The sequence below is a fragment of the Pseudomonas sp. NBB genome (genome assembly GCF_032701105.1).
GTDB classification, from domain to species: Bacteria; Pseudomonadota; Gammaproteobacteria; order Pseudomonadales; family Pseudomonadaceae; genus Aquipseudomonas; species Aquipseudomonas asiatica.
The window spans coordinates 3,512,024-3,524,649 of the sequence record NZ_CP103994.1 but is presented as its reverse complement, the minus strand read 5'-3'; the positions used below and the strand labels follow the sequence as shown (position 1 = coordinate 3,524,649).

Sequence of the window (12,626 nt, the reverse complement as noted above, 5' to 3'; positions counted from 1 at the left end):
TTGAAGGTCGGGCGCGGCGGGTAAGCACGCCACGCCCCGGCCCGTCTTGGTTGTTGTTATTGAGCGTTGGCTTTTTCGGCAGCCAGTTCTTCCAGGTCGATGTAGCGGTTGCCGATGCGCGGGTGCAGGCGGCCACCGTCGGAGGCGCCCAGGACCACGACGATCTCATCGGCACGCGGGGCATCTTCGATCTGCATTTCCAGGGTGATGTAGTGCGAACGCAGGCCTTCGTCGTCCTTCTGCATCATCGGGATCTGGATCGAGGTGCCCGGGCCGCCGCGCTTGTTGGTGAAGCTCAGGTAGCTCTTGGCCTGTACCGCTTCACGGTAGTGGTTGCCGAAGCGCAGGGTGTGGATCACCGCCGAGGCGTGTTCGATTTCGCCGTCGGCACCGACGACTGCGGCCTTGCCGTAGGCTTCGATCTTGTCGGCGCCGCCGATGGCTGCAGTCAGGCGCTCGACCATCAGGGCACCCAAGTCCGAGCAGTTGGCACGGATTTCCGGCTTCAGATCTTCAACGAAACCGCGACCGGCCCATGGGTTCTTGATCACGACGGCCAGGCCGACCATGGTCACCGGCTTGTCGGTGGCCTTGCCGCCTTCGATGCGGGTCTCTTCGGAGTAGGTGACGATCTTGCGGATTTCGAAACTCATGGGTGGCTCCTGGTGAGGGTTATCAGCTCTTGTTGTCTGATGGTATACCATAATATTTGTTGTGCAAGAGGTGGCTGGAAATTTCTCTTGCGAGGGGACGAAAGGCGCTGTGTATCGGGGTTTTTGTGGCGTTCTGTACCGGCCTCTTCGCGGTGAACCCGCTCCCACAGGTACCCCACAGGGTTCATGGTCTGCGCCATACCTGTGGGAGCGGGTTTACCCGCGAAGAGGCCGGTACAGGCAACGGATCAATCCCCCAAAAAAAGCCCGCTCCCGCGGGCCACAGGGCCCACGGGAGCGGGCGCGTCCCGCAATGTTTCAGGTAATGGGAAATCAGGCGAACGCCGGCACCACTTCCTTGATGAACAGCTCCAGCGATTTCTTCTTCTCGGCGTGGGGCAGGCTGTTGTCGCACCAGAAGCTGAACTCGTCGACGCCGAGTTCCTGGTAGTACTTGATACGCGCGATGATCTCTTCCGGCGTGCCGATCATGGTGTTCTTGCGGATGTTCTCCAGCTCGAACGCCGGCACTTCTGCGAACTTCGATTCCGGGCTCGGCTCGAGGAAGCCGTTGACCGGGGTGGTCTTGTTGCCGAACCAGGCATCGAAGGTGCGGTAGAAGCGCGAGATGGCCTGGGCGCCGACTTTCCAGCCTTCCGGCTCGGCCGGGCTGTGCACGTGGGTGTGGCGCAGCACCATCAGTTGCGGGCGTGGCACGCCCGGGTTGTTGTCCAGGGCGGCCTGGAACTTGTTCTTCAGGTCCAGCACTTCCTCGTCACCCTTCATCAGTGGGGTGACCATGACGTTGCAACCATTGGCCACGGCGAAGTTGTGCGAGTCCGGGTCGCGGGCGGCGATCCACATCGGCGGTACGGCGTTGTAGGGCTTCGGCACGCTGGTGGAGGTGGGGAACTTGTACACTTCGCCGTCATGGGCGTAGTCGCCTTCCCACAGCTTGCGCACCACCGGCACCATTTCACGCAGGGCCTTGCCGCCGTCGGTGGCCGGCATGCCACCTGCCATGCGGTCGAATTCGAACTGGTAGGCGCCACGGGCCAGGCCCACTTCCATGCGGCCCTTGCTGATCACGTCGAGCAGGGCGCATTCGCCCGCCACGCGGATCGGGTTCCAGAACGGCGCGATGATGGTGCCGGCGCCCAGGCGGATCTTGTCGGTGCGCGCAGCCAGGTAGGCCAGCAGCGGCATCGGGCTTGGCGAAATGGTGTATTCCATGGCGTGGTGTTCGCCGATCCACACGGTGCTGAAACCGCCGTTCTCGGCCATCAGGGTCAGTTCGGTCAGGTCTTCGAACAGCTGGCGGTGGCTGACCTGTTCATCCCAACGTTCCATGTGCACGAACAACGAAAATTTCATGGGGCTTTCCTCAACGCTTGAAAGGGGCTGGCGCCTGGCAGGGTTGGCACCAGCGGTCTCGATTCAGAATAGGCTTCAGGCAAAGGCCGGCAGGCTGGCCATCTTGCCGCGGCAGTACACCATCGGCCGTGGCGCCTCTTCAGGGACGATCAGGTTGTGCACCTTGCCGACCATGATGGCGTGGTCGCCACCTTCGTATTCGCGCCACAGTTCGCATTCGATGACTGCGGTGGCACCGGCCAGGATCGGGTTGCCCAGTTCGCTCAGGGACCACTCGATGCCACTGGCCTTGTCCTTGCCCTTCTTGGCGAACGCATAGGCTTCGGCCTGCTGTTCACCGGACAACAGATGAATGGCGAAGCGCTTCTGCCTGATCAGCACGGGGTAGGAGTCGGAGGTGTAGTTGGGGCAGAACAGCACCAGCGGCGGGTCCATCGACAGGGAGGAAAAGGCGCTGGCGGTCAGACCGACGACCGAGCCATCGTCGTCCAGGGTGGTGATGACGGTAACGCCGGACGGGAAGGAGCCCAGGACATGCTTGTAGACGGTTGCGTCGATCATCTGGTGTACCTCTATAGGGCTGCGGTGGTCCGCGGTTTTTATCATTGATGTGTCTGATGGTATACCGTAATACCTATTTTGCAAGCGGAATTTTCAAGCGAGGGTGTTGCGCGATGAACGGCTCAAGCCCGCGTATACCGTGGGCTTGAGCGGTGAGGCGGTTTGCCGCAGGGGTTGCGCGAGCGGATCAGTGGGCGTTTTTTCCTACGGATCAGTGTTGTCAAAAGTTTGGAATACCATAATATGGTCCGCAGCTGAGAGGCCGCCTAGAAGCGGTTTCCTTACAAAGATAAAAACGACCTTTCGAGCTGAATCCTATGTCCCAACCGTCGTCGCAACACCAGTTTGTCGAGAATCACACGGTCGATTACGTTCCACCTGCCGAGCGCCACGGGAAGGCGCGCGACCTGTTCACCCTCTGGTTCAGTACCAACATCGCGCCACTGCCCATCGTCACCGGCGCCATGGTGGTCCAGGTGTTCCATCTGAACCTGTTATGGGGGCTGGTCGCCATCGTGCTGGGCCATCTGGTCGGGGGCGTGGTCATTGCCCTTGCCTCTGCGCAGGGACCGCAGCTGGGCATTCCGCAGATGGTGCAGAGCCGTGGCCAGTTCGGCCGCTACGGCGCCTTGCTGATCGTGTTCTTCACCGCGCTGATCTATGTCGGCTTCTTCATTTCCAACATCGTCCTGGCGGGCAAGACCATCCACGGCATCACCCCGAGCGTGCCGATGCCCGGCGCGATCGTGATCGGTGCGCTGAGTGCCACCGCCATTGGCGTGATCGGCTACCGTTTCATTCACATCCTCAACCGCATCGGTACCTGGGTGATGGGTTCGGCGCTGCTGGCCGGCTTCATCATGATGTTCGCCCAGGAACTGCCGGCCGACTTCTTCAGCCGTGGCGCGTTCAACCTGTCGGGCTTCATCGCCACCGTGTCGCTGGGCACCATCTGGCAGATCAGCTTCTCGCCGTATACCTCCGACTATTCGCGCTACCTGCCGCGTGAAGTGGGCATTGCCAAGCCGTTCTGGGCCACCTACTTCGGCGCTACCCTGGGCACCATCCTGTGCTTCAGCTTTGGTGCGGTGGCGGTGCTTTGCGTGCCGGAAGGCACCGATGCAATGGATGCGGTCAAGCAGGCCACCGGCTGGCTGGGCCCGATCCTGATGGTGCTGTTCCTGCTCAACATCATCAGCCACAACGCCCTCAACCTGTATGGCGCGGTGCTGTCGATCGTCACCGCGATCCAGACCTTCGTCGCCGAGTGGACGCCGAGCATCAAGGTGCGGGTGGTGCTGGCTTCGGTGATTCTGGTGGTTTGCGGCCTGGTAGCGCTGAATGCCTCGGCGGACTTCATCGGCCAGTTCATCGGCCTGATCCTGGCACTGCTGCTGGTGCTGGTGCCGTGGGCGTCGATCAACCTGATCGACTTCTACCTGATCAAGAGGGGCCAGTACGACATCGCCTCGATCTTCAGTGCTGACGGCGGCATCTATGGCCGCTTCAACCACCACGCGATCATTGCCTATGCGTGCGGCATCCTGGTGCAGTTGCCGTTTGCCAACACGTCGCTGTATGTGGGGCCGTATTCCAATATCGTCGAAGGGGCTGATCTGTCGTGGCTGTTCGGCTTGCTGGTGACGGTGCCGCTGTATTACTGCCTGGCGACCCGGGGCAAGGCTGCCGAGAAGGCGGGGCGGGTTGTGAGTGTGAATGACTGATAGATTGGCGTTGCTGTAACAGGGGCTGCGTTGCAGCCCATTCGCAGCGCAAGGCTGCTCCTACAAAGGAATCGCGTTGCATGTAGGAGCAGCCTTGCGCTGCGAATGGGCCGCAACGCGGCCCCGGTTGTTTCAGCTCGCACCTCGCTGCGGTCAGACGATCGCGATCAGCGGGTCGGCAGCGGCCAGTGCCAGGGCGCGATCAGCCGCTGGCGGGTAGATCCACACCGAGTTGATCTGGCGCTTGAGGTCTTTGCCTTCCTGGCCGTGCAGCTTCAGTTCGCGCTCCCAACCCTCGCTGAACGTCGCGCCCCATTCGCCCAGGTCCAGGCAGGTGACGTACTTGGGCTGGCGGTACACCACCGGCTGCAGGCCGAGCAGGTCGGCCGCGGCGTTGTTGCCGGAGTGGCGGCCCATGGGGATGGCGTGCTGGCAGGTCATCAGGGCGTGGTTGCCCAGCTCGTCCACAGCGGCCCAGGCGGTGTCGCCCGTGGCGTACACATGGTCCTGGCCGAGCACCTTCAGGTGGCCGTCCACTTTCAGCCGGCCGAAGTGGTCACGCTCGCCGGCAACCTGTGCGGTCAACGGGCTGGCCTTCACGCCAACGGTCCAGATCACGGTGTTGCTGGCGATATGGTCGCCGTTGTCCAGGGTAACGCCACCGGCATCGACAGCCACTACCGAGGCCCCGGCCTTCCACTCGACCCCGGCCTGTTCGCAGGCTGCGATGATCGACGGCGTGATACCGGCGCCCAGCGCCGCACCAACTTGCGCACCGCGGTCGACCACCACCACCCGCACCGCTGCACTGGCACCGAGGATGGTACGCAGGCGGGCAGGCATTTCCGTGGCGGTTTCAATACCTGTGAAGCCACCGCCACAGACCACCACAGTGTTGCGTGCAGGCGAAGCGGGCTGGGCGGCCAGACCGACCAGGTGCTGTTCCAGGCGCATGGCCGATTCCATCTGGTCGACATCGAATGCATGTTCGGCCAGGCCAGGCACTGGCGGGCGTGCGACCTGGCTGCCGGCGGCGAGGATCAGGCGGTCGTAGGCGATCTGTTGCCGGTGCCCCTGGGCGTTGGTGTAGCTGACGCTGCGCCCTTCGGTATCGATGCTGTCGGCATTGCCCGGGATGAAGTGAATGCCCACCGCTTGGAACAGCTCGCCCAGCGGGGCCTTCATGCCGTGCACGTCGGCCTCGTAGAAGCGCGGGCGGATGCGCAGTTCAGGCTGTGGAGCGAGGACGCTGACGTTGATGTCGGCGCGCTGGGCCTGATCGAGCAGGCGCGCAGCGCTCAGGGCGCTCCATACACCGGCAAAGCCGGCACCGATGATGAGGATGTTCGATTTCATGAAGGTGCTCCGCAAGGTTCGAAAGGGGCTTCGAGGGCGGGTTGTGTGCCTCTCGAATAACTACGACTGTATTGATCGTAGTTAGTGCGTGCAAGTCTTTTTTCTCACAGGCCGACACTCCGCATGACCATTTCACGGCTCGAATAGCTGTATTTACTGGGCTTAAGGGATAAACAAGGCCGACAGACGGCAGCTTTGCGCTTTGCGGTGCGGATGCTATAGGCGTATTATTTGCGACAAGATTGGTCGGAGATAGATATGTCGCTCTACAGTGCTGGCGTCGAATACGGTATCCATTGCCTGCTGTTCCTGGTGGACGAGCGGGGCGATTCGCGCGAGTCCAGCGTGCGCGACCTGGCGGAGTTGCAGGGTGTACCCCAGGAGTACCTGGCCAAGGTATTCACCAAGCTGGCCCGTGCCGGTCTGGTGGCCGCCACCGAGGGCGTGCGTGGCGGCTTCCGGCTGGCGCGACCGTCGGATGAAATCACCGTGCTGGATATCGTCAATGCCATCGACGGGCCGAAGAAGATCTTCGACTGCCGCGAAGTTCGCGAGCGTTGCAGCCTGTTCGAGGGATCGCCGCCGGGTTGGGCGACCGAGGGCACCTGCGCGATCCACGCGGTGATGCTGGGTGCGCAGAAGCGCATGGAAGAGGCCCTGGCGCAGCAGACCATCCTTGATCTGGCGCGGCGGTTCGGGCGCAAGGCGCCGGCCGAGTTCGGGCAGAAGGTCAATGCCTGGATGGGTGAGCGGCGGGAGGGCAAAGGGGCAGGGGATATTCCGGTCAGTCAGGTCTGAATCTGCTGCCTGCACCGGCCTCTTCGCGGGTAAACCCGCTCCCACAGGTTCCAGAGATTGTGATATCCCTGTGGGAGCGGGTTCACCCGCGAAGAGGCCAGTGCAGGCTAACGCCCCTCATGCTGCCGCCGATACGCCCCCGGCTGCAGCCCCACCGCCTTGGCAAACGCCCGGGTAAACGCCGCCACTGACTGATACCCCACCTGTGCCCCCACCTGCTCCACGGTATGCCCCGCCCGCAGCAACTGGCTTGCAAGGCGCATGCGCAGCGCCAGCAGTACTTGCCCCGGCGACTGTCCGGCCAGTTCATTGAAACGCTTGAAAAACGCCGACCGCGACAACCCGGTACAGGCGGCCATGCTTTCCAGCGTCCACGCTTGCCCCGGTTGCTCGATCAACTGCTCCAGCAAACCGGCAAACGCCGGTTGCCGGGCGAGGGCGACCAGCCCGCCCAGCGATTGCCCGGCATGCACCTGCTGGCGTAGCACATACAGGAACAGCAAGTGCGTCAGCCGCTCCAGCAACGTCTGGGAAGGCCCGGCGGCGCGCCGGCACTCCTCCAGGATCAGCTCGAACAACGCCCGCGCCGCATGCCCGGCCGGTTCATCGGCGCGCAGCAATATCCAGTCGGCCAGGCTGTCGACGATCAGCGCCGACAACCCCGGCCTGAAGTGGAAGAAACCACATACCAGGCCCACGCCATCGACCGCATCAACGTCCATGGCCTGCATCTGCTGGCGTGGCTGGGCGCAGGCACTTGCAGGGTCCTGGTCGCTGGCCAGGCGATAGCCGAGGTCGCGCAGCAGGAACACCGCATCGCCCGCCTCCAGGCGCAGTGCCTCGGGCTGGCCATCGATGTGCAGCCAGCAATGCCCTTGCACCACCAAGTGGAAGCTGGCCCGGCCCATGCCTTCGGTGCTGGCGTGCCAGCCGCGGCAGTAGCGGCCCACATGGAACAGGCTGGCATCGAGCTCCAGGCCCTCTAATAACCAATCGACAAGGTGGCTGGACGAAATCATCTAATGCAAAGACTCAAGAGCAAGGAAAGGCGACTGATGAATATGGAGGGTAGTTCTTATAACCAACAGACTGTAGTGACACTCATCAAAGGAGACCACTCCATGTCCTCGCGCATTACTTTACACACGCTGCAGAGCGCCCCGGAAGCGGCCCGTCCGTTCCTCGAGAACGCCCAGAAGAATTCCGGCTTCATCCCCAACCTGCTGGGCGTACTGGCCAATGCCCCGGCTGCGCTGGAAACCTACGTGACCGTTTCGGCACTCAACGGCAAAGCCGAACTGAGCCTGGCCGAGCGTGAAGTGGTGCAGCTGATTGCCGCCACCCAGCATGGCTGCGACTTCTGCGTGGCTGGCCACACGGCCGTGGCCCTGAACAAGGCCAAGCTGCCGCAGGAAGTGGTCGATGCCCTGCGTGCCCGTGGCGAGCTGCCCGATGCCCGGTATGAAACCCTGGCCGCGTTCGCCCGCGAAGTGATCGCCACCCGCGGCAATGTCAGCGAGGCCACTTACCAGGCCTTCCGCGCAGCCGGTTTCAGCGAAGGCAACGCCCTGGAGGTGATTCTGGGCGTGAGCCTCGCAACCCTGTGCAACTTTGCTAATGTGTTCGCCCAGACGCCGCTCAATGACGAGCTCGGCAAGTACCGCTGGCAACCTTCTGCATGATCCGCGCGTGACACCGGTCGTACCGCGATCGTTGCAGGAGCGGCCTTGTGCCGCGAATGGGCCGCCAGGCGGCCCCGGCGTTTTCAAAGGAGCAAGACCATGCAAGATTGTGCATTTCGACACTGGCTGGATGCCAATGCCGAGGCCATTGACCGGGGCCAGTGCGAGCCGCAGCTGGTGCTGGCGCAAATCGCCGAGTCGCAGCTGCTGCGCGTCGGTGTCGACCCCGCCCAGGGCGGCACGGGCGGGCAGGTGACCGACGCGGTCGAGGCCATCGCCGCGATCGCCAGCCGCTCGCTGGCAGCGGCGTTCGTTTGCTGGGGCCAGCGCGCCTTCATCGAATACCTGTTGCACAGCCCCAACCAGCCCCTGCGCGAGCGCCTGCTGCCGCGCCTGCTGACTGGCGAACTGGCCGGTGCCACCGGGCTGTCCAACGCCATGAAGTTCTTGTCCGGCATCGAAGCGCTGCAGGTGCGTGGCCGCCCGCAAGCCGATGGCTGGCTGCTGGAAGGGTGCCTGCACTGGGTGACCAACTTGCGCAAAAGCGGCTTCGTGGTGGCTGCGGCTATCGAAGACGAAGCCGGTGGTGCACCGTTCGTGCTGGCCATCCCGTCCGACGCACAGGGCCTGGAGCGTTCCGACGACCTGCAACTGATGGGCCTGCAGTCAAGCAACACCGCAGCACTGGCCTTCCACCAGGTGCAATTGCAGCGTGGCTGGTTGCTGCACGAAAATGCCCGTGAGTTCCTGCCCCGGGTACGCCCGGCGTTCCTGGCGCTGCAGTGCGGCATGGCCATTGGCCTGGCGCGGCGGGCGCTGGCGGAAGTGCAGGCACACCTGCATGGCCGTGCCTCATTCCTCGACGAAGCACGTCAGGTGCTCAGCGAACGCCTGGAAAACACCGTGAACGAGCTCAAGCAGGGCCTGCTCGATGGCCGCTTCCAGCAGCAGCCGGCGGCCTTGTTCAAGCTGCGCATCACCTTGGCCGAAAGCGCTGCCGACGCCGTACAGCTGGAGTTGCAGGCCAGTGGTGGCAAGGCCTACCTCAGCGAGTACGGTGAAGGCTTTGCCCGCCGCTGGCGCGAGTCGGCCTTCGTGCCGATCGTCACGCCCAGCCTGGTGCAACTGCGCGCCGAACTGCAACGCCAGGCGGGCGCGGCATGAGCCAAATGTTGCTCGAAGCCCGTGACATCAGCCTGGGCTACCCGCGCGAGGGTGGCTGGCAAGCGGTGCTGGCGCAGTTCGACCTGCAGCTGGCCCCCGGCGAAGTGGTGACCATCCTCGGCCCCAGCGGGGTCGGCAAGTCCAGCTTGCTGCGGGTACTGGCCGGCCTGCAGCAGCCCCGCGGTGGCAGCGTGACCCTGCACGGCCAGCCGCTGCAGGGCCCGCACCCACGCCTGGCGGTGGCCTTCCAGGACCCGAGCCTGTTGCCCTGGTTGAACCTGGAGAAGAACGTCGCCTTCGGCCTGGACTTCGCCCGCCAGCCAAAACTTGCCGCCGCCGAACGGCGCGCACGCATCGACCATGCGATTGCCGCCGTGGGCCTGGCCCATGCCCGTGGCCAGTACCCGGCGCAGTTGTCCGGCGGCATGGCCCAGCGCACCGCGCTGGCCCGCTGCCTGGCCCGCCAGCCCGAAGTACTGTTGCTCGACGAGCCGTTCGGCGCGCTGGATGAAGTGACCCGGGCCGACATGCAGCAACTGCTGCTGCAACTGATCGCCACCCACAATACGGCGGCGGTGCTGATCACCCACGATATCGACGAAGCCCTGCTGCTGTCCGACCGGGTCCTGCTACTGGGCAACCACCCAGCGCACACCCTCGGCCAGTGGCACATCGACCTGCCGCAACCACGGACGCAGCGGGTCGAGGAACTGGGCGCCTTGCGCATCGAAATCCTCAAAACCCTTCGGCGGGCAAGCCGCACAGTCGAACCTACCCCAACCCCATTGCCCTCGGAGGCTGTCCATGTGCATGGATGACTGCTGTTCCTCTTCTTCGCGTCGCGATTTCCTCAAGCTCGGCGCCATGCTCACGGCCGCCGGAGCACTGCCGTTGCTGTCGAGCCTGCAGGCCCGGGCCGCCGCCGAGCCGGACGCGCCGGTGCGTATTGGCTACCTGCCGATCACCGACGCCACGCCACTGCTGGTGGCGCACAACAACGGCCTGTTCGAGGCCGAAGGCATCAAGGCCGAGCGCCCGGTGCTGCTGCGCAGCTGGGCGCAGGTGATCGAGGCGTTCATCTCCGGCCAGGTCAACGTCATCCACCTGCTGTCGCCGATGACCGTGTGGGCCCGCTACGCCAGCAAGGTGCCGGCCAAGGTGGTGGCCTGGAACCACGTGGGCGGTTCAGGCCTGACCGTGGCCCCGGACATCAGCGACATGAAACAGCTGGGCGGCAAGACCGTGGCCATCCCGTTCTGGTACTCGATCCACAACGTGGTGCTGCAACAGATGCTCGACGACAACGGCCTGACCCCGGTGTCGAAGCCGGCCAATGCGCCACTGGCCGGCAACGAAGTCAACCTGCTGGTATTGCCGCCGTCCGACATGCCGCCGGCGCTGGCCAGCAAACGCATCGCTGGCTATATCGTCGCCGAGCCCTTCAACGCCCTGGCCGAGAACCTCAAGGTTGGCCGCGTGCAGCGCTTTACCGGCGATGTGTGGCGCAACCACGCCTGCTGCGTGGTGTTCATGCACGAGCACGACCTGAACAACCGCCCGGAGTGGTCGCAGAAGGTGGTCAACGCCATCGTCAAGGCCCAGCACTGGACCCGTGACCACCGCGCCGAGGCCGCCGCACTGTTGTCCAAGGCCGGCCCCAACAAGTACACGCCGCATGAACCTGCGGTGCTCGGCAAAGTGCTGGCCCCGGCCGCCGAGGACCGTGCCGGTTACATTGCCAGTGGCGCCATTCGCCACCAGCAGTGGGACGAAAAGCGCATCGATTTCCAGCCTTACCCGTTCCCCAGCTACACCGAAGAACTGGTCAAGCGCCTGAAAACCACCCTGATCGAGGGCGACAGCGCGTTCCTGGCCGGCCTTGACCCGGCACAGACCGCCCGCGACCTGGTCGACGACCGCTTCGTGCGCAACGCCATTGCTACCGTTGGCGGGCCGTCGGTGTTCGGCATCGCCGATAACTTCGAGCGTAGCGAGGAGTTCGCGGTCTGATGCGCACGCATGTCGTTCATGCCGGCCTGGGGCTGGCCGGGTTGCTGGGTTTGTTGCTGTTGTGGTGGGCCGGTGTCGCGCTGTTCGGCCAGGCCGATGGCCTGTCGGCGCGCTTTTCGCCGGCAGCGACCCTGGCCAGCCTGGTCGAGTTGCTGGGGCAGGGCGAGGTGTACGGGCATATCTGGGTCAGCCTCAAACGTATCCTGATCGGGCTGCTGCTGGCGCTGCTGATCGGCGTGCCGCTGGGCTTGCTGGTGGGCAGCTACCGGCACCTGGAGGCGGCGACCACGCCGGCGTTCCAGTTTCTGCGCATGATCTCGCCGCTGTCGTGGATGCCGGTGGTGGTAATGCTGATGGGCGTGGGGGACCAGCCTGTCTACTTTCTGCTGGCGTTTGCCGCGTTGTGGCCGATCTTGTTGAACACGTCGGCCGGGGTAAGGCAGCTGGACCCGCGCTGGTTGCAGTTGAGCCGTAGTTTGAGTGCCACGCGCCGGGAAACCTTGTGCAAGGTGATCGTGCCGGGGGTGATCGGCCATGTGCTGACCGGCGTGCGCCTGGCTATCGGCATCCTGTGGATCGTGCTGGTGCCGTGCGAAATGCTCGGGGTCAGTGCGGGGCTGGGGTACTTCATTCTCGATACCCGCGACCGGCTGGCGTATTCCGAGCTGATGGCGATGGTACTGCTGATCGGGGTGCTGGGGTTTGTGCTGGATGCCCTGGCGCGTGGGCTGCATCGGCGCTGGGTGCATGGCTGACAGGCCAGTGTGGCTTCTTCGCGGGTAAACCCGCTCTCATAGAACTGCACATAACTCATTGAATTAGCAGGGACCCTGTGGGAGCGGCTTTAGCCGCGAACACCGGCGCAGCCGGTGCCATGCACCGCGTTGGATTCTTCGCGGCTAAAGCCGCTCCCACAGGGTACGAGGATCGCTTGCGAATTCAGTTATCTGTGCGACAGCGCAGCCCAAAGGGCTGGGCAATCTCCCACAGGCCCTTGGATCAATGCACGGTCTTGCGCTGCCGTACACACTCCTGGGCCTCTCATAGAACTGCACATAACTCATTGAATTAGCAGGGACCCTGTGGGAGCGGCTTTAGCCGCGAACACCGGCGCAGCCGGTGCCATGCACCGCGTTGGATTCTTCGCGGCTAAAGCCGCTCCCACAGGGTACGAGGATCGCTTGCGAATTCAGTTATCTGTGCGACAGCGCAGCCCAAAGGGCTGGGCAATCTCCCACAGGTCCTTGGGTCAATGCACGGTCTTGCGCTGCCGTACACACTCCCGGGCCTCTCATAGAACTGCA

12 protein-coding genes are annotated in these 12,626 nt (G+C 63.9%); 7 read left to right on the top strand and 5 right to left on the bottom strand.

What is annotated here, in order from left to right:
• Positions 1–56 precede the first annotated feature (56 nt).
• From NY023_RS16410 to NY023_RS16400, 3 genes are all read right to left on the bottom strand, one after another.
• Entirely contained in the window at positions 57–653 is a 597-nt protein-coding gene (locus tag NY023_RS16410; RefSeq protein WP_003258678.1) for an amino acid synthesis family protein, read from the bottom strand.
• A gap of 333 nt (positions 654–986) precedes the next feature.
• The gene (locus NY023_RS16405) at positions 987–2,027 is read right to left on the bottom strand and encodes an LLM class flavin-dependent oxidoreductase (RefSeq protein WP_013973027.1); all 1,041 of its coding nucleotides are present in this window, start codon (positions 2,025–2,027) and stop codon (positions 987–989) included.
• Between the two features lie 75 nt (positions 2,028–2,102).
• Positions 2,103–2,588 carry a flavin reductase family protein gene (locus NY023_RS16400; RefSeq protein WP_003259250.1) on the bottom strand — a complete coding sequence of 162 codons (486 nt, stop codon included), beginning with the start codon at positions 2,586–2,588 and terminating at the stop codon, positions 2,103–2,105.
• A gap of 317 nt (positions 2,589–2,905) precedes the next feature.
• Here NY023_RS16400 and NY023_RS16395 point away from each other — a divergent pair, with 317 nt between their 5' ends.
• Positions 2,906–4,312 carry a purine-cytosine permease family protein gene (locus NY023_RS16395; protein WP_013973026.1) on the top strand — a complete coding sequence of 469 codons (1,407 nt, stop codon included), beginning with the start codon at positions 2,906–2,908 and terminating at the stop codon, positions 4,310–4,312.
• 153 nt (positions 4,313–4,465) lie between these two features.
• Here the strand turns inward: NY023_RS16395 and NY023_RS16390 are convergent, their stop codons facing one another.
• Positions 4,466–5,668, bottom strand: a complete 1,203-nt coding sequence (locus NY023_RS16390; protein WP_013973025.1) for an NAD(P)/FAD-dependent oxidoreductase — start codon at positions 5,666–5,668, stop codon at positions 4,466–4,468.
• A 258-nt stretch (positions 5,669–5,926) separates the two neighbouring features.
• Between NY023_RS16390 and NY023_RS16385 the strand changes: the two genes are divergently transcribed.
• A complete protein-coding gene (locus NY023_RS16385) occupies positions 5,927–6,466 on the top strand; it encodes an RrF2 family transcriptional regulator (protein WP_003259245.1) in 540 nt (179 codons plus the stop codon).
• Between the two features lie 107 nt (positions 6,467–6,573).
• On the opposite strand, the gene NY023_RS16380 is transcribed toward NY023_RS16385, so the two are convergent.
• On the bottom strand, positions 6,574–7,485 hold the full coding sequence (locus tag NY023_RS16380; protein WP_013973024.1) for an AraC family transcriptional regulator: 912 nt from the start codon (positions 7,483–7,485) through the stop codon (positions 6,574–6,576).
• Between the two features lie 102 nt (positions 7,486–7,587).
• Between NY023_RS16380 and NY023_RS16375 the strand changes: the two genes are divergently transcribed.
• From NY023_RS16375 to NY023_RS16355, 5 genes are all read left to right on the top strand, one after another.
• Entirely contained in the window at positions 7,588–8,148 is a 561-nt protein-coding gene (locus NY023_RS16375; RefSeq protein ID WP_003259243.1) for a carboxymuconolactone decarboxylase family protein, read from the top strand.
• A gap of 99 nt (positions 8,149–8,247) precedes the next feature.
• Complete coding sequence (locus NY023_RS16370; RefSeq protein WP_013973023.1) at positions 8,248–9,312, top strand: acyl-CoA dehydrogenase family protein; 1,065 nt, start codon at positions 8,248–8,250, stop codon at positions 9,310–9,312.
• Complete coding sequence (locus tag NY023_RS16365) at positions 9,309–10,130, top strand: ABC transporter ATP-binding protein (protein WP_038409780.1); 822 nt, start codon at positions 9,309–9,311, stop codon at positions 10,128–10,130. Before NY023_RS16370 ends, NY023_RS16365 begins: the two co-directional genes overlap by 4 nt.
• Positions 10,117–11,322: an ABC transporter substrate-binding protein gene (locus tag NY023_RS16360; RefSeq protein ID WP_003259241.1), complete on the top strand. Its 1,206-nt coding sequence runs from the start codon at positions 10,117–10,119 to the stop codon at positions 11,320–11,322. The genes NY023_RS16365 and NY023_RS16360 overlap by 14 nt, the downstream gene beginning before the upstream one ends.
• A complete protein-coding gene (locus NY023_RS16355) occupies positions 11,322–12,077 on the top strand; it encodes an ABC transporter permease (protein WP_013973020.1) in 756 nt (251 codons plus the stop codon). The genes NY023_RS16360 and NY023_RS16355 overlap by 1 nt, the downstream gene beginning before the upstream one ends.
• Positions 12,078–12,626 lie beyond the last annotated feature (549 nt).